14 protein-coding genes, 1 tRNA gene, 1 other RNA gene and 2 pseudogenes are annotated in these 15562 nt (G+C 68.5%); 13 read left to right on the plus strand and 5 right to left on the minus strand.

Annotated elements, in window-relative coordinates; genetic code table 11:
- The first annotated feature begins 2 nt into the window (after positions 1-2).
- Positions 3-76: transfer RNA gene (locus ABTZ89_RS22495), tRNA-Met, on the plus strand.
- 64 nt (positions 77-140) lie between these two features.
- Here ABTZ89_RS22495 and ABTZ89_RS22500 read toward each other — a convergent pair.
- Entirely contained in the window at positions 141-359 is a 219-nt protein-coding gene (locus tag ABTZ89_RS22500; RefSeq protein WP_270950250.1) for a hypothetical protein, read from the minus strand.
- A gap of 341 nt (positions 360-700) precedes the next feature.
- Here ABTZ89_RS22500 and ABTZ89_RS22505 point away from each other — a divergent pair, with 341 nt between their 5' ends.
- The 11 genes from ABTZ89_RS22505 (at position 701) to ABTZ89_RS22555 (ending at position 10849) form a co-directional block, all read left to right on the plus strand.
- Positions 701-1198, plus strand: coding sequence for a PadR family transcriptional regulator (locus ABTZ89_RS22505; RefSeq protein ID WP_270950249.1), 498 nt, complete (start codon positions 701-703; stop codon positions 1196-1198).
- Positions 1199-1304: 106 nt separating this feature from the next.
- Entirely contained in the window at positions 1305-2411 is a 1107-nt protein-coding gene (gene prfB / locus ABTZ89_RS22510) for a peptide chain release factor 2 (RefSeq protein WP_270950248.1), read from the plus strand.
- Between the two features lie 127 nt (positions 2412-2538).
- Entirely contained in the window at positions 2539-3228 is a 690-nt protein-coding gene (gene ftsE / locus ABTZ89_RS22515) for a cell division ATP-binding protein FtsE (protein ID WP_150065356.1), read from the plus strand.
- A 57-nt stretch (positions 3229-3285) separates the two neighbouring features.
- Positions 3286-4188 (plus strand): permease-like cell division protein FtsX, encoded by a 903-nt coding sequence (gene ftsX / locus ABTZ89_RS22520; RefSeq protein WP_270950247.1) that lies wholly within the window; start codon positions 3286-3288, stop codon positions 4186-4188.
- Between the two features lie 114 nt (positions 4189-4302).
- Positions 4303-4779: an SsrA-binding protein SmpB gene (smpB, locus tag ABTZ89_RS22525; protein WP_270950246.1), complete on the plus strand. Its 477-nt coding sequence runs from the start codon at positions 4303-4305 to the stop codon at positions 4777-4779.
- Complete coding sequence (locus ABTZ89_RS22530) at positions 4776-5669, plus strand: amidohydrolase family protein (RefSeq protein ID WP_270950245.1); 894 nt, start codon at positions 4776-4778, stop codon at positions 5667-5669. Before smpB ends, ABTZ89_RS22530 begins: the two co-directional genes overlap by 4 nt.
- A gap of 83 nt (positions 5670-5752) precedes the next feature.
- Positions 5753-6123: a transfer-messenger RNA gene (ssrA, locus tag ABTZ89_RS22535) on the plus strand.
- Positions 6124-6987: 864 nt separating this feature from the next.
- Entirely contained in the window at positions 6988-7449 is a 462-nt protein-coding gene (locus tag ABTZ89_RS22540; RefSeq protein WP_270950244.1) for a DUF5684 domain-containing protein, read from the plus strand.
- A gap of 528 nt (positions 7450-7977) precedes the next feature.
- Positions 7978-9399 carry an MFS transporter gene (locus ABTZ89_RS22545; protein WP_351047844.1) on the plus strand — a complete coding sequence of 474 codons (1422 nt, stop codon included), beginning with the start codon at positions 7978-7980 and terminating at the stop codon, positions 9397-9399.
- On the plus strand, positions 9386-10075 hold the full coding sequence (locus ABTZ89_RS22550; RefSeq protein ID WP_351047847.1) for an aspartate/glutamate racemase family protein: 690 nt from the start codon (positions 9386-9388) through the stop codon (positions 10073-10075). Before ABTZ89_RS22545 ends, ABTZ89_RS22550 begins: the two co-directional genes overlap by 14 nt.
- 144 nt (positions 10076-10219) lie before the next feature.
- Positions 10220-10849 (plus strand): hypothetical protein, encoded by a 630-nt coding sequence (locus tag ABTZ89_RS22555; protein WP_351047850.1) that lies wholly within the window; start codon positions 10220-10222, stop codon positions 10847-10849.
- 19 nt (positions 10850-10868) lie between these two features.
- Here ABTZ89_RS22555 and ABTZ89_RS22560 read toward each other — a convergent pair whose 3' ends face one another.
- The 3 genes from ABTZ89_RS22560 to ABTZ89_RS22570 are packed head-to-tail and all read right to left on the minus strand — an operon-like array spanning position 10869 to position 13704.
- The gene (locus tag ABTZ89_RS22560; protein WP_351047853.1) at positions 10869-12539 is read right to left on the minus strand and encodes an AMP-binding protein; all 1671 of its coding nucleotides are present in this window, start codon (positions 12537-12539) and stop codon (positions 10869-10871) included.
- Complete coding sequence (locus ABTZ89_RS22565) at positions 12536-13279, minus strand: enoyl-CoA hydratase/isomerase family protein (protein ID WP_351047856.1); 744 nt, start codon at positions 13277-13279, stop codon at positions 12536-12538. Before ABTZ89_RS22565 ends, ABTZ89_RS22560 begins: the two co-directional genes overlap by 4 nt.
- 29 nt (positions 13280-13308) lie before the next feature.
- Positions 13309-13704 carry an acyl-CoA thioesterase gene (locus ABTZ89_RS22570; protein WP_351047859.1) on the minus strand — a complete coding sequence of 132 codons (396 nt, stop codon included), beginning with the start codon at positions 13702-13704 and terminating at the stop codon, positions 13309-13311.
- 195 nt (positions 13705-13899) lie between these two features.
- Between ABTZ89_RS22570 and ABTZ89_RS22575 the strand changes: the two are divergent.
- Positions 13900-15387, plus strand: a pseudogene (locus ABTZ89_RS22575) (amidohydrolase); the annotation flags it as partial.
- Between the two features lie 80 nt (positions 15388-15467).
- Here ABTZ89_RS22575 and ABTZ89_RS22580 read toward each other — a convergent pair.
- Positions 15468-15562: pseudogene (locus ABTZ89_RS22580) on the minus strand (carbohydrate ABC transporter permease); the annotation flags it as partial.

Here is a 15562-nt window from a genome sequence, read left to right on the forward strand (position 1 = left end):
GGCGCGGGGTGGAGCAGTTCGGTAGCTCGCTGGGCTCATAACCCAGAGGTCGCAGGTTCGAATCCTGTCCCCGCTACTAAAAGGGAAAGCCCTCGACTTCGGTCGGGGGCTTTCCCTTTTTCGTCTTCCGAGTCTGTGGTCTAGAGGCCTTGGGCCCACTGGCGGGCGCAGCCGGGGGAGCAGACCCTGCCGTCGCCCCGCACCGTGCCGGTCTGGCGCATCGACCTGCCGCAGACCATGCAGGAGTCGGTTTCACCTTCGCGCGGCCTGGGCACCAGCGACTTCGCGCGTTCCGCGACCTTGCTGGTCACCTTGGACTTGCTCTCGTTGACCTTGGTACGCAACCAACTGCGATGCACTTTCCCGCACCTCCTGCTAGGTCGCCCGGCCGTCGACTGGCCGGCCCAGAGCCACAGTGCGTGCGACCGGGCGCCGTTGGGCAGTTCCAGAACCCGATAGCACCTCATTGCGCAGCCAAGAACGCCCGTCCAGGCGAACGGCGCTCGTGCTCGTAGCAATGCGTGCAGGCGCTCGCCGGGAACCGGCTGCGCAATGTGTCCGGTCCGCCGGGGTGGCAGTCGTCCGGCCGCTGCGCCGATGGCGCAACCGTTCGTCCACTCGGCCCAGTCCGCTGCAACCACAGTGGACAGAACTGGCGACCACTGTGGACAGCTCGGCGCGAGCATGGCACCGTGGCAGTGTGACCGAGCTGAATGCGACATCCGCTGCCCTGTTGGGACTACTGCACGAAGGTCCGAAGACCGGTGGCCAGCTGGTTGCTGCTGCCACCGAGCGCTTCGGAGGGTTCTTCAGCGTGACCCGCAGCCAGGTTTACCGGGAGCTGCCCGCGCTGACCGACGCCGGCCTGCTGCGCCTCGGCAAGCAAGGACCGCGCTCCAGCCAGCAGTACGCGATCACCGCGGCCGGCAAGCGGGCCTTCAAGTCGTGGCTGAACACCGAGCCGGGCCCGGACAACGTCCGCAGCCCGCTGATCCTGCGACTGGTCCACTCCGGTTCGCTGACGCCCAAGCAGCGCGCGGGCCTGGTCGAAGCGGCCCGCGGCCAGTACGCGGTGAAGATGGACGAGGCGAAGAACGCGGCCAAGACCGCGGGCGACCCGTACGAGAAGGCGGCCGCGGACTTCACGGTGGCCTACAACCGGGCGATCATCAAGCTCCTCGACGCCATCCCGGACTGATCCGGTGCAGCTGCTCGCTCCGCGCGGCGGAGCGGGCAGTCGAGGGCAAATGGAGAACGGGCCGTCCTCGTGGGCGGCCCGTGCTCGGTGAAGTACGCTGAGCACTGTGAATCCCGACGTCGCAGCTTCGCTCAAGGAACTGACCAACACCCTCGAGGGCATCGAGAGCGTGATGGATCTGGACGCTCTGCGCGCGAATATCGCGGAGCTGGAAACCGAGGCGGCCAAGCCCGACCTCTGGGACGACGTCGATCACGCGCAGCGGGTCAGCAGCCAGCTCGTGCACCGGCAGGCCGAGCTGCGCCGGGTCACCGAGCTGCGGCAGCGCATCGAGGACCTGGAGGTCCTCTACGAGCTCAGCGAGGACGAGGGCGACACCTCCGGGCTGGCCGAGGCGGACCAGGAGCGCGAGTCCCTCGCGAAGGACCTGGAGACGCTCGAGGTCCGCACCCTGCTGTCCGGCGAGTACGACCAGCGCGAGGCGATGGTCACCATCCGCGCCGAGGCCGGTGGCGTCGACGCCGCCGACTTCGCCGAGATGATGATGCGGATGTACCTGCGGTGGGCGGAGCGGCACTCCTACCCGACCGAGGTCTACGACACCTCCTACGCCGAAGAGGCCGGGCTGAAGTCCGCCACCTTCCGGATCAACGCCCCCTACGCCTACGGCACCCTCTCCGTCGAGCAGGGCACGCACCGCCTGGTGCGCATCTCGCCGTTCGACAACCAGGGCCGCCGCCAGACCTCCTTCGTCGGCGTCGAGGTCCTGCCGGTCGTGGAGGAGACCGACAGCGTCGAGATCCCGGAGAAGGACATCCGGGTCGACGTGTTCCGGTCCTCCGGCCCCGGCGGGCAGAGCGTCAACACCACCGACTCGGCGGTGCGCATCACGCACATCCCGACCGGCATCGTGGTGTCCTGCCAGAACGAGAAGTCGCAGCTGCAGAACAAGGCCGCCGCGATGCGCGTCCTGCAGGCCAAGCTGCTCGCCCGCAAGAAGGAGGAGGAGCGCGCCGAGCTCGACGCGCTCAAGGACAGCGGGTCCAGCTGGGGCAACCAGATGCGCTCCTACGTCCTGCACCCGTACCAGATGGTCAAGGACCTGCGCACCGAGCACGAGGTCGGCAACCCCGACGCGGTCCTCGACGGCGACATCGACGGGTTCCTCGAGGCAGGCATCCGCTGGCGCCGCCAGCAGCAGAGCGTGGCCTGACCGGGCAGCGGAGCGTGGCCTGACGGGCACGTGCCGCTACCAGGCGGAACGCGAAGGTGATCAAGGACGCACCGCCGAACCGGGTGAGTCGCGGTCCCCCTTATGGACGCAGGTAAACTCACGCCCCGTGATCCGCCTTGAGCACGTGTCAAAGACGTACAAGACGTCGACCAGGCCCGCTCTCGACGATGTCTCGGTAGGCATCGAGAAGGGCGAGTTCGTCTTCCTCATCGGCCCGTCCGGGTCCGGCAAGTCGACGTTCATGCGTCTGCTGCTGCGCGAGGACGTGCCCAGCCGCGGTCGGGTCTTCGTCGCCGACTGGAACGTGGCGAAGCTGCCGCGGCGCCGCGTCCCGCGCCTGCGCCAGCGCATCGGCTGCGTCTTCCAGGACTTCCGGCTGCTGAACAACAAGACCGTCGCGGAGAACGTGGCGTTCGCGCTGGAAGTCATCGGCAAGCCGCGCAACGACATCCGCCGGGTGGTGCCGCAGGTGCTGCAGCTCGTCGGTCTGGACGGCAAGGCCGACCGGATGCCGCACGAGCTCTCCGGTGGTGAGCAGCAGCGCGTCGCGATCGCGCGGGCCTTCGTCAACCGTCCCCTGGTGCTGCTCTGCGACGAGCCGACCGGAAACCTCGACCCCGACACCAGCCAGGACATCATGCTGCTGCTGGAGCGGATCAACCGCACCGGCACCACCGTCGTGATGGCCACCCACGACCACTCGATCGTCGACTCGATGCGGCGCCGCGTGGTCGAGCTGAGTCTCGGTCGCGTCATTCGCGACGACGCCCGCGGCGTCTACGGCGTCGGCCGCTAGGCCCCCCGAACCTGCGGCACTGACACACCCCCGACCGGCTAGGAAAGCTGACTAAAGATGCGCGCGAGCTTCGTATTCAGCGAGGTCGTCAACGGCCTGCGGCGCAACGTGACGATGACCATCGCGATGATCCTGACGACCGCCATTTCGGTCGGTCTGCTCGGCGGCGGTCTCCTCGTGGTCCGGATGATCGACAAGATGCAGGAGACCTACCAGGACCGCGTCGAGGTCGTGGTGTTCATGACCGACGACGTCAGCGCGAACGACAACGACTGCACCCAGCAGCCCTGCGCGAACATCATGTCCGACCTCAAGAACGTCCCCGGCGTCGAAGCGGTGAAGTACGAGAACCGCCAGCAGGCGTTCGAGAGCTTCAAGAAGGTCTTCGCGTCGCAGCCGGAGCTGCGCGACGTCGCCCGCACCGAGGCGATGCCCGCCTCGCTGCGGGTCAAGCTGAGCGACCCGGAGCGCTTCGGCGCGGTCCAGCAGGAGTTCCAGGGCCGTCCCGGCGTGGACAACGTGGTCAACCAGGCCGAATACCTGAACCGCATGTTCGACGTGCTCAACGGCTTCCGCAACGCCACGTTCGCGATCGCGCTGATCCAGGCGCTGGCGGCGCTGCTGCTGATCTCCAACACCATCCAGCTCTCGGCGTTCACCCGGCGCACCGAGACCGGCATCATGCGCCTCGTCGGCGCGACCCGCTGGTACACCCAGCTGCCGTTCCTCCTGGAAGCGGTGGTGTCCGGTCTGATCGGCGCGGTGCTGGCCATCGGCGGTCTGCTGATCGCCAAGGCGACCTTCATCGACCGCGTCATGGCGCCGGTGTTCGGCACCGGCATCATCCCCAACATCGAATGGGGTGACATCGCGGTCGTCTCGCCGATCCTGCTGCTGGTCGCAGCGGCGGTCTCGGCGATCACCGGTTACGTCACCCTGCGCCTGTACGTGCGCCTGTAAGGCAGTTCCCTCGGGGGTCGCGGTTGCACGGGTTGCAGCTGCGGCCCCCGAGGTGTTTCGACCCGCGAACGCGGCTGGGAAAACCCGGGTGACACGGAAGCTAGAGTTGTTGTCATGGTGAAGGAACGCGGCCGCAAGGTCATCGCGCAGAACCGCAAGGCGCGGCACGACTGGGCGGTGCTGGACACCTACGAGGCCGGCATCGCGCTCGTCGGCACCGAGGTGAAGAGCCTCCGGCAGGGCAAGGCCCAGCTGGTGGACGGCTTCGCCACCGTCGACGACGGCGAGGTCTGGCTGCGCAACGTGCACATCCCCGAGTACACCGAGGGGACGTGGACCAACCACGAGCCGCGCCGTTCCCGCAAGCTGCTGCTGCACAAGAGCGAGATCCTCCGGCTGGTCGGCAAGATCAAGGAGAGCGGGCTGAGCCTCATCCCGATGTCGCTGTACTTCAGCGACGGCCGGGCCAAGGTCGAGCTCGCGCTCGCGCGCGGCAAGAAGGACCACGACAAGCGGCAGGACCTGGCCAAGCGCGACGCCCAGCGGGAGATGCAGCGAGCCATCGGCCGCGCCCGCAAGGGCATGCGTTGACGGGGCCGCGCAGCGACGCCGAGGTCCCCGGCTGGCTGGCCGGGCTCGGCGTCCCGGGCCTGGTCGACATCCACACGCACTTCCTGCCGGAGCGCGTGCTGCACAAGGTCTGGGCGTACTTCGACCAGGCCGGTGAGCACTACGGCGTCGAGTGGCCGATCTTCTACCGGCACCCCGAGGAAGCCCGCCTGCAGGTGCTGCGCGAACTCGGCGTGACGACGTTCGCGCCGCTGGTCTACGCGCACAAGCCGGGCATGGCGGAATGGCTGACCGACTGGGCGGTGGACTTCGGGCACCGCACCCCGGGCGCGGTGCCGACGGCGACGATCTTCCCGGAACCCGAGGTCGGCACCTACCTCGCCAAAGCGCTGGACGCCGGTGCGAAGTGCGTGAAGGTGCACGTCCAGGTCGGTGCCTTCGACCCGCGCGACGACCTGCTCCAGCCGGCGTGGGGGCTGCTCGCGGAGGCCGGGATCCCGGTCGTCGTGCACTGCGGCAACGGCCCGCGCCCCGGCGCCCACACCGGGCTCGACGTGTTCGAGCAGGTGCTGGACCGCCACCCCCAGCTGGTCGCGGTGCTGGCGCACGCCGGAATGCCCGAGCACGCCACCGCGTTGGACCTGGTGGGCAAGTACTCGAAGGTGCACATCGACACCACCATGGTCGGCGTCGCCTTCAGCGAGCAGTTCGCGTCGCTGCCGGACGACTGGTCGGCGCGACTGGCCGAGCACGCCGACCGGATCGTGCTCGGCACCGACTTCCCGAACATCCCGTACCCGTACGCCGAACAACTGGCGGCGATCGCGGGATGGGCGGAAGAAGACGGGCGGCTCGGCGCGGAGTTCCTGCGCGCAGTGCTGCACGACACCCCGGCCCGACTGCTGGCGTGATCGTTTCAGGGATATGGGAATGATCGCTCGGACGCCACGCGTTATGCTGGGGTACACCGGTTCGAAAGCCGAGCCGGAGACGAGGGGGTGAACGGTTTCGACTCCGTACGTTGATCTGAGGGAAGCGTGCCGGTGCAGGCAGGAGACCACCGTGAGCGTCGCTGCAAACCAATAAGCGCCGACAAGAGTCAGCGCGAGTTCGCCCTCGCCGCCTGAGCGAGGAGCGACTCTGTCGGACCGGGAACGCCTCCGTCCCGGGATCCGGCATCAGCTAGGAGGCTCACACCGCCAGGTTCGGTCGCGGAACCTGGTGGGACATCAAACAGCGACTGGGCTCGTCACATCGGCTAGTTCGCGTGACCGGTGGAGCCAAGCAGAGACATAGCGGACTGCGCACGGAGAAGACTTGGTGAAGCGGCGGAGGACCCGGGTTCGATTCCCGGCACCTCCACTCGATCGAAGGCGCACCCTGCTCGGCGGGGTGCGCCTTCGCTGTTTTTCGATCTCGTCATTTCATCTGGGGGTGCGACCCCCAGGCCCCGCCCGGGGAGGTCCCCGGACCCCCATCGCGTCGGGTGCGTTGAGTGGGTGGGCTCGGGTGTGTGGGTGGGCTTGGGTGAGTGGGTGGGCTCTGTGGAGCGCGCACTGCTCAACGCAGGTCACTAGTCCCCGCGCGGTCGCGGCCGGTGTTCTCGGGGAGTTCGAATGGGTCGAGGTGTCGATTTTCGGCACCAACGAGGCCGGTTGCGAGTGCGGGCAGGAAGGTCGCAAGCTCGCCGTGGTGATCACTCTTCGGACGGGCTGAACAACTAAATGACCTCGCGCATTTTCCCCATCGGCAAATCGGCGGGGAAATGTTCTATTGCCGAGCGGGCATGTCTGCTCTTCGTGGGCTCGCTCAACCGCTTGGACGATCCGACGTGCGTGACAATGTTGTCCATTGCGTCGCATTGTGAAGATCACCCCCGTGCGAGATCGAAAACCGGCTCTCCCTTAGGGTCGACCCTCGCCGACTGCTCGTCCCTGCTGATGAAAGTCGTGGAGCAGGGGGTGAGCAGGCCTGAAAAGGCGCTTGATGTGCACCGCTGGCCAGGGGGAATGGTATTACGTCCGAATCGCGAAAAAGGTGATTTGTGGTCGAAATCTGCTGTGCTCGGCCGCTCTCCTGGTAATGCAAATCCGGACATTCCACGAATACCTGGCCTCGATAGCCGCGCGCCCTGCGGCGGTCGATGAGTGCGTCGCTCGGTGGCGGCCAATTGATGCTCTGGTCATAGCTCGCTCGGAAGAGCCGCACCTGCTGTGCGAACGAGAAAGGATGGACATGTACTTCGCGAAGAACGGTCACCACGGGGGTGGTGGCCTCGGCATCGGCCTTGCGGTGACACCGATCATCTTGATCAGCCTGGCCTTTGCCCTGCTGATGATCGCCGCGGCTTGGCGCCTCTTCAGCAAGGCCGGGCAGCCGGGCTGGGCGGCGATCATCCCCTTCTACAACACCATCGTGTCGTTGCGCATCGCGGGCAGGCCCGGGTGGTGGCTGCTGCTGATGTTCATCCCGCTCGTCAACGTCGTCGTGGCGATCATCTTCGCCCTCGACCTGGCGAAGTCGTTCGGCAAGGGGACGGGCTTCGGCGTGCTGACGTTCTTGTTCCCGGTCATCTGCATCCCGATCCTGGGTTTCGGTGGGGCGCGTTACGTCGGTCCCGGTGGACAGTCTCCCCACGCGGGTCAGTCGTACTCGGACGAGGCGTCCACGGCGCGGTTCGCGCCGCACTAGGGGGGAGAACGCGGGAAGTCCCGGTGCCAGGCGTGGGCAGTTGATCTCCGCTGGGGTGCCGGCAGGACGGGCATGGCCACGGGTGCTCGCGAAGTTTCTGACGCTTCGCGAGCGCGAGGAAGCGCCATGCCCGTCCTTCCATTTGCGCCTCGGCTGAGGAGTCGGTAGCAGCGACGGCGACGACCCTGGCCGGACGGCTCGTGGCAGCGGTCGCGTTTCGTCCACTACTTCCAGCACTCGTTGTGCGGTCGTTCCGGTGCAGTTTCTTGTCCATAGTGGACTAATGAATGCCGGGAACCGCCCTGCGTCGTGTTGCTGGACCTTGGGGTTCGGGGTGTGCGGGCGAGGTCGGGGGGTATATTTTTCGGGATCCCATCTTGGCGAGCGAGTGCTTGGTGGGTTACGCTTCCGCTCCCTTTCGTGATTCGAGATGTATATTTCGGATCGCGGAAATTGGTTCGGCCAATTCTGTCTTCGGTCGTCTGAGGGCGGCCCTCGTCCATGCAATGGGGCATCGGAGGTAGCGCTGTGGAAGCGGCATCAGGTCAGACTGAGAGATCGTCCGGGGGCAAGGGCGGGTTCGCCGAGCAGATCGAGAGCGCCTACGGGCGGATCGGCGTCACCAGTGCGCACAAGCACATCTTGATCATGGTTCTGATCGGCATCTGGTTCGACGCCCTGGAGCAGAACGCGGTCGGGCTCACCGGGCCCGTGCTGAAGGAGTCGTGGGGGCTCGGGGCCGCTCAGATCGGCTTCCTCAACACGATGACCTTCACCGCGACCGCTCTCGGGCGGCTGGTCACGGGCGTGATCATCGACCGGTTCGGGCGGCGCACGATGCTGATGATCAACCTGATCATCTTCGCCGGTGGTTCGCTGCTGTGCGCGCTGGCGCCGAACTACGCGGTGCTCGCTGCGGGGCGCTTCATCGTCGGCTTCGGGCTCGGCGGTGAGATCTCGGTGGCGGTCATCATGATGGCGGAGTTCTTCGCCGCCAAGCACCGCGGCACCGCGGTCGGGCTGATCAACGTGACCTCGGCCGGTCTCGGGAACATGCTGGCGCCGCTGTTCGGCATCCTGGTGTTCGCGGTCTTCGACGGTCCGGACAAGTGGCGCTGGCTGTTCGGCCTGCTGTTCCTGCCGTCCATCCTGATCATGTTCTTCCGCCGGTACGTGCCGGAGACCCCTCGGTTCCTGGCCGCCAGCGGGCGGGTCGACGAGGCCAACACGGTGATCAACCGGCTGGCCCGGGGGCAGCTGAGCGGACCGATCGAGAACCCTGAGCGGTACCTGACCGGGACCGGCGCGCAGGAGCAGGGCAAGCCGCCCCGCTCGGACTGGCGCGGCGTGCTGCAGGGTCGACTGCTGCGCCGGACCGTGCTGCTCACCGTGGCCGTGTGCATGTCCTACGCCGCGCAGATCTCGATGCTGACGCTGATGCCCACGATCCTGGTGGCCAGCGGGCACGACCTGACCTCCAGCCTCGGGTTCACCCTGCTGATGCAGACGGGTTCGCTGGCCGGTGCGGTCGCCGCAGCGCTGGGCGCCAGCCGGCTGCCGCGCAAGAAGGTGCTCACCGGCGGTGCCGTCCTCGGCTGCTTGGCCGGTCTGTCGATCGCCCTGTTCTCCGGCACCCTGCCGCTGGTGCTCGTCTTCGGCTGCCTGTTCAACTTCTCGGTGGTCATCCTGAACACGACGATCTGGTTGTTCGCCCCGGAGCTCTACCCGACCCGGGTCCGCGGCATGGGGACCTCGATCATCCTGGCGATGGGGTCGCTGTCCGGTGGCCTGTTCCCGCTGGTGGCCGGTTTCGTCTTCGACGCCAGCGGCCTGACCGGCATGTTCGCCATGATGGCCGGGCTGTTCGTGGTCCTCGGCATCGCGGTCCAGTTCCCGCCGGAGACCTTCGGCAAGCCGATGGAGGAGGACGAAGACGTTGTCCACGCCTGAGACCGGGAGCGTGCTCCTGGTCAATCCGAACACCAACCGGGCCACCACCGAGATGATGCGCGCGCTCGCCGCGAGATCGTTCCTCGGCAGCGGCCTCGGCGTGGACGGGGTCACGGCAGCGGCCGGGCCGTCGATGCTCCTCGACCCGGCGGCGCTGAAGGAGTCCGAGAGGCACGTTCGCGATGCCGCGCTGCGAGCGCTGGATGACGCGGATCGGCGGTACCTCGCGGTGATCGTCGCCGCGATCGGGGACCCGGGCCGCAGCCGGCTCGACGAGGAGCTCGACCTGCCGGTCGTCGGCATCGGGCAGGCCGCGATCCGCGCCGCGGGGCGAGCGGGACGGCGGTTCGGCATGGCCACCAGCACACCGCAGCTGGTGGACTCGCTCACCGCGCTGGTCGCCGAGCACGGGATGTCCGAGGGGTTCACCGGCGTGCGGTTGACCGAGTCGGAGCCGCTGGTGCTGGCGGCCGACCCCGAGCGGCAGTTTGCGGAACTGGCCGCGGCGGTCGACCGCTGCACGGAGGCGGACGACGCCGATGCGGTGATCATCGCGGGCGGGCCGCTCAGCGAGACGGCCCGCCGGATCGCCGAGGCCCGCACCTGCGAGATCGTGGAACCCATCCCGAGCGCGGCCGGGCTGGTGTTGCAGGAGTTGCACCTGGTCGAAGCCTGACCGGACTCCACCGGGGAAGTGCCCTGCTCACGCGGGCGCTTCCCCGGTTTCGCGTTGCGGTCGGCTCGCAGGGCGGGCTTGCTGCGTTGGTACGGTCGTTGCCCGCTGTTTCACGGCCTTGCGACCGAGGGGGATTTCTACTCCATGACGGCGACTTCGCTTTCGGGCGCGCTTCACGATCCGGAGACCTTGCGCGGATGGCGTCGGGCGCGGCGGCGAGTCCTTTGGGCGTTGATCCTTTTGACCGTCGTGGCCTTCGCTCTTCCGTTCTCCGCGCTGGAAGCCAGTGATGCGTCGGTGGTCGTGTGCGCCGCTCTGGCGGCTCCTCCGCTGCTGCTGATGGTTCCGTGCACGCGCCGTCAGGGCGTGTTGAAGGACATGAAGCCGGTCCTGGAGACCTATCCCTGGCAGGACGTGCCCGCGTCGGTGCGTGGTGAGGTGCTCAAGGTTCCGAATCCGGACGAGCCGGGGAAGGACGTCGAGGTGATCGCCCGGCGGCCTTCGTTGGGGATGAAGCGGCGGCGGGCTGTGGTTCAGGCGTCTGAACAGGGGTTTCGGTTCGCCGGTGATCCTCGGTTCGGTGGCGTGATCGCGTTGTCCGCACGGCCGGGGCAGCTGATCACCGTTGTTCCGCGGCACAGGTTCCAGGACGTCCGGAAGCGCCCCCGGGGTGTGAGCGAAGCAGCGTGGCAGCGGGCCAGGGAGGCCGGGATCAGCGGTGAATCACGCATCCCGGGCGAAATGCTCAGGGAACAGCGCAGAAGTGGCCGCTGAGCCCGCGCACCGTCGCGGATCACGTCCACTGCTGGGTTTTTCGGTCGTACCGGGGTGGTTGGTCGGTTTCCAGCTCGGCCCGGAGTGCTGGTTTGGCGACCCGTTCTGATGCGGTGCGGGGTAGGGAGGTGCGGAAGGTCCAGTAGCGGGGGACTTTGAAGTACGCCAGCTGCCGGCCGCAGAAGTCGGCCAGGTCGTCCGGGGTGCAGTTCTCGTCGCGGAGGACCACGACCGCGTGGACCTCTTCGCCCCGCAGGTCGTCCGGTTCCGGGAGGACGGCGGCGACGTCCACCGCCGGGTGCAGTTGCAGGACTCGTTCCACCTCGCCCGCGGTGATGTTCTCGCCGCTGCGGCGGATCATGTCCTTGGTGCGGCCCGCGTAGTAGACGCGGCCGTGCTCGTCCATCCTGGCGAGGTCGCCGGTGTGGAACCAGCCCGCGCGGAAGGCCCGGGCGGTGGCGTCCTCGTCGCGGAAGTAGCCGTGCATCAGGCCGACGCCCCGGATCGCCAGCTCTCCGGTGGTACCGCGCGGTACCGGAGCTCCGGTGCTGTCGAGGATCGCGACCTCCCGGCCGGCGATGGCCCGGCCGAGGCAGCCGGTTCCCACGGTGTCGTCGTGGTCCTCGGGGGTCATCCGGATGTCGCTGCCCGTCTCGGTCATGCCGAAGGCCTCGAACCACGGGACGCCCCAGCGCTTTTCGAGCGCGGCGTGCAGGTCCGGTGGGATCGCCGAGGCGCTGATCGCGCGGACCCGGTGGTCGAGGTCGTGCTCCGACGGCGGCATGTCCAGCAGCAGCTTCGGCATCAGGCCGAGGCAGTAGAGCCAGGTGACCTCGTGCTCGCGGACCTTGGACCAGAACGTCGTGGGGTGGAACCGGTCCAGCACCACGAGCCGGGCGCCGGAGGCGAGGCCGAGCGCGGTGTTCCACTGCGGATCGACGTAGTGGAAGGGCTGGGCGGTCAGGATCGTGTCCTGCGCGTTGATCCGCGGGAAGTCCTCGACCAGCCCGGCGGCCAGCGAAACCCAGTAGCGGTGGGGCAGAACGCAGCCCTTCGGGGCTCCGGTGGTCCCCGAGGTGTACTGGATGTTGGCGATCGTTTCGGGCACCGGTGCGGGGCCCTCCGGCGGTTGCGCATCGGGGATCGGGACCGCGTCGACGTCCAGGACGTGGTGCAGCGAGGTGGAACCCTTGATCCGCGTGAGCAGGTCGGTGTGCTGCGCCGTGGTCAGGACGACTCGCGCGCCGGAGTGCGCGAGGACGTGCATGGCGTCGTAGTCCTGGTAGTTCGTGTTCACCGGGACCATCGCCGCGCCGAGCTTGGCCGCGGCCAGCCAGGCGAGCGGGAACTCCGGCCGGTTGCCCAGCATCAGCGCTACGCGGTCGCCCGCGGTGACCCCGTGCTCGGCGAGGAGCGCGGCGAAGGCGTCGCTGCGCCGGTCGACGTCGGCGAAGGTGAGCTCTTGGTCCAGCGCGTCGAACGTCCACGCCACCCGCTGCGGCCACTGCTCGGCCGCGCGGCGGACGAGACCGGCCAGGGACTGCTCATTCGCTGTTCCGCCTCTCCGGGATCCACAGTGGTGGTTGCGTTCGGGATCGATCTCGCGTTTCGCGGCTTCTTGTGGCTGGGTACCGCCACGGTCCCCTGAGGTGCGGTTGAGGAGGTCTCGGGTTGGCACGGAGCTGCTCATCGGTTGCCCCCTGTCGCGCGCAACTCGTCGGTGCGGATCGCGTGCTGGATCTCCAGCGACAGAGCCGATTCCAGCGCGCGATCGGTGCCGGCGTCGATGCCTTCCTTGGCCATCGCCAGCGGCGCCGGTGGTAGCTCGGCGAGTCGTCGTGCCCAGCTCATCGCGGTCGGCAGCAGCTCGTCGGCGGGGGTCACGGCGTTGACCAGCCCGAGCCGGTGGGCGTCGGTGACGGTGAGGGGTTCGCCGAACATCACCAGTTCCTTGGCCTTGATCGGGCCGACCAGCATCGGCAGCAGGGCGGAGAGCCCGCCGGTGGCGCTGAGCCCGAGCCCCACCTCCGGGAAGCGGAACTGCGCGTCCTCGGCGGCGAGCACCAGGTCGCAGCCCAGGGCGAACTCCGCGCCCGCGCCCACGGCGTACCCCTGGACCACCGCGATCACCGGCGCCGGGCAGCTGCGGATCCGGCGCGTGACGTCCTGGATCCGGTCCAGCCGGGTCCGCACGGTCGCGGGATCTTCGGGCGGGGCCTTGAGGTCGTGGCCTGCGCAGAAGGCGCGGCCGCTGCCGGTGAGCAGGACGGCTCGGGCCTGCGCGGCGAGCACGGAGTCGAACGCGGCGACCAGTTGCTCGACGAGCGCGGTGTTGACCGCGTTCAGGGATTCCGGGCGGTTCAGCCGGATCACGCCGATGTCGCCGTCGAACTCGGTCTCGACCAGCGACCCGGTCTGGGGTGCGGACATTCTTGCCTCCTCGGGGCTGGTGTGCGGGGTCAACCGTCCTGGCGCAGCGCGGACATCCGGGGTGACCAGGGGAGCGGTCGACCGTCGGCGCCGACCTTCACGATCGTCTGCTCGCCGGTGGCGTTGGGCGCTTCGGGCGGGCCGCAGCGGAACGCCCAGGTCGCGCTGGTCCGGCCGAGTTTCGACAGGCGCAGCGCCACCAGCAGGTGCCCGGTGCTGCTGACGGGTGCGTGGAACTCGATGTTGAACTGGCGGACGACGTAGTGCAGGTCGGGATGCCGGTCCGCCACGGCCGCGGTGTCGAACCCCGCCGCCGCGAAAGCCGCGGTCTGGGCCCGTTCGACGTGCAGCGCGAAGCGCGCGTTGTGCAGGTGGCCGTTGGGGTCCAGCTCGTCGAAGTGGACCTGCGACCAGTGCTCGATCACGTCGGTGCGCCCTCCGATCCGAATCTAGTCGATCGATCGATCGACAGAGTAGAGTTGCTCGCGCCCGGGGCGCAAGACGCGCGAGTCTGTTCCGGCCCACCGCCTGCAGTCGAAGGATCACCCATGCACCTGGACGTCCTGTACATCAACGGCGACATCACGACCCTGGACCCGGATCGCCCCAGCGCCCGCAAGATGGGCGTGCTCGGCGGGGTGCTCGTCGGCCTGGACGACGAACTCGACGGCTGCACCGCCGCCGACGTCGTCGACCTCGGTGGCGCGCACGTGGTTCCGGGATTCCACGACGCCCACCACCACCTGAGCATGCGTGGGCAGCGCCTGACCCAGCTCGACCTGCGTCCTAGCGCTGTCACCAGCATGGATGCGCTGTACGCCGCGATCCGCGAGCACGCCGAGCGGCTGCCGGAAGGCGCCTGGGTGCGCGGGCACGGGTACGACCAGAACCGCATCGGCGGTGCCCACCCGACGCTGGAAGTGCTGGACGAGCTGACCGGTGGTCGACCGGTCTGGCTCGCGCACAACTCCGCGCACATGGGCGTGGTCAACACGGCGGCGATCCGGCTGATGGGGTACGCCGATCCGCGCGACCTGCCCGACATTCCCGGTGGCACGGTCGAACGCGACTCGGCCGGCGTGCCCACCGGACTGCTCACCGAACAGGCGCAGGGCCTGGTGTACGAGCTGATCCGGCCGGAACCGCTGGAGGACTACGTGCGGGCCATCGAGTTGGGGTCGCAGGTCGCGCTGGCGGAAGGGCTGACCAGCATCACCGAGCCCGGTATTGCGGGGCGCCTCACTGGCAACGGCCCGGCTGACCTGCACGCCTTCCTTACCGCTCGGGAGCGCGGAGTGCTCGGCGTGCGGGCCACCGTGATGCCGGAGATGGCCGCGCTGCACGACGTCGACGGGGGAGAGCCGGGTTCCGCGGGCTTCGGGCTCGACCTCGGACTGCGGACCGGGCTCGGCGACGACACCTTGCGCATCGGCGCGGTCAAGCTGTTCTCCGACGGTTCGCTGATCGGCCGCACGGCCTCGATGTGCTGCGATTACGCCGATGCGGCGGGCAATCGGGGGTTCACGCAGGACGATCCTGAGCGGCTGCGCGAGCAGATCTTTCGGGCGCACCGGGCGGGGTGGCAGGTCGCCACGCACGCCATCGGCGACGCGGCGGTGCAGCTGGTGCTGGACGCATACGCCCGTGCGCAGCGGCAGTTTCCCCGCGCCGATGCTCGGCATCGCATCGAGCACTGCGGCGTGACCAGCGATGCCCAGGTCGCCGAGATCGCCCGGCTGGGCGTGGTGCCGGTGCCGCAGGGGCGGTTCATCGACGAGCTCGGGGACGGGATGATCGCCGCGCTCGGCCCTGAGCGGGCGGAGCTTGCCTACCGGCAGCTCAGCTTCCTGCGCGCGGGTGTCGAGGTTCCGGGCAGTTCGGACTGCCCGATCGTGGAAGGCGCTCCGCTGCTGGGAATCCACGCGCTGGTCAACCGGGAAACCGCGGACGGACAGGTGATGGGCGCTGCCGAGCGGCTGACCCCGTTGCAGGCGCTGCGCGCGTTCACCAGCGGCTCGGCGTACGCCGACCACCAGGAGCACCGCAAGGGACGGCTCGTCCGCGGCATGCTCGCCGACTTCACAGTGCTGTCCGAGGACCTCACCCGCGTCGATCCCCGCGCGATCAAGGACGTCGAGGTGACGGCCACCGTCGTCGGCGGCGAGATCAAGCACGACCGGATGGGCCTGCCCAGGCGGTTGAGGCCGAACGCTGGTGCCACGCCGCCGACCTCGCGCATCAGGAAGAACAGCGGGATGGTCAGCGCCTCCACCGGGACCATCT

This window comes from Saccharopolyspora sp. NPDC002686, assembly GCF_040295745.1.
Classification (GTDB): domain Bacteria; phylum Actinomycetota; class Actinomycetes; order Mycobacteriales; family Pseudonocardiaceae; genus Saccharopolyspora; species Saccharopolyspora oryzae.

Coding starts and splice junctions, on each gene's coding strand:
- ftsX (WP_270950247.1), top strand. CDS start 3,286: ATGCGCGCGAGCTTCGTATTCAGCGAGGTCGTCAACGGCCTGCGGCGC.
- ABTZ89_RS22565 (WP_351047856.1), bottom strand. CDS start 13,279: ATGTCCGCACCCCAGACCGGGTCGCTGGTCGAGACCGAGTTCGACGGC.
- smpB (WP_270950246.1), top strand. CDS start 4,303: ATGGTGAAGGAACGCGGCCGCAAGGTCATCGCGCAGAACCGCAAGGCG.
- ABTZ89_RS22560 (WP_351047853.1), bottom strand. CDS start 12,539: ATGAGCAGCTCCGTGCCAACCCGAGACCTCCTCAACCGCACCTCAGGG.
- ABTZ89_RS22555 (WP_351047850.1), top strand. CDS start 10,220: ATGACGGCGACTTCGCTTTCGGGCGCGCTTCACGATCCGGAGACCTTG.
- ABTZ89_RS22540 (WP_270950244.1), top strand. CDS start 6,988: ATGGACATGTACTTCGCGAAGAACGGTCACCACGGGGGTGGTGGCCTC.